This is a genomic window from Gottfriedia sp. ABJ_BB2_2 (assembly GCF_055484705.1).
Map to the genome: position 1 here is coordinate 1 of NZ_JBVFKR010000058.1, position 214 is coordinate 214.

1 tRNA gene is annotated in these 214 nt (G+C 41.6%); it reads left to right on the top strand.

Features of this window, described 5'->3' with window-relative positions:
• Positions 1-95 precede the first annotated feature (95 nt).
• Positions 96-170: transfer RNA gene (locus ACX6U0_RS21430), tRNA-Gln, on the top strand.
• The last annotated feature ends 44 nt before the right edge of the window (positions 171-214 follow it).

Sequence of the window (214 nt, forward strand, 5' to 3'; positions counted from 1 at the left end):
AATTCAAGGGGTAAATACAATAAAACATAAAGAAAATCCTGCGGTGCAAAATCAAGTATTATAATCGCAGAAGCAAGACCATGTAGCAACTTCATTGGGCTATAGCCAAGCGGTAAGGCAACGGATTTTGATTCCGTCATGCCCTGGTTCGAATCCAGGTAGCCCAGCCATTACTTTTTATGAGTAATGCTCTAGTGCGATAGCACGACCAATA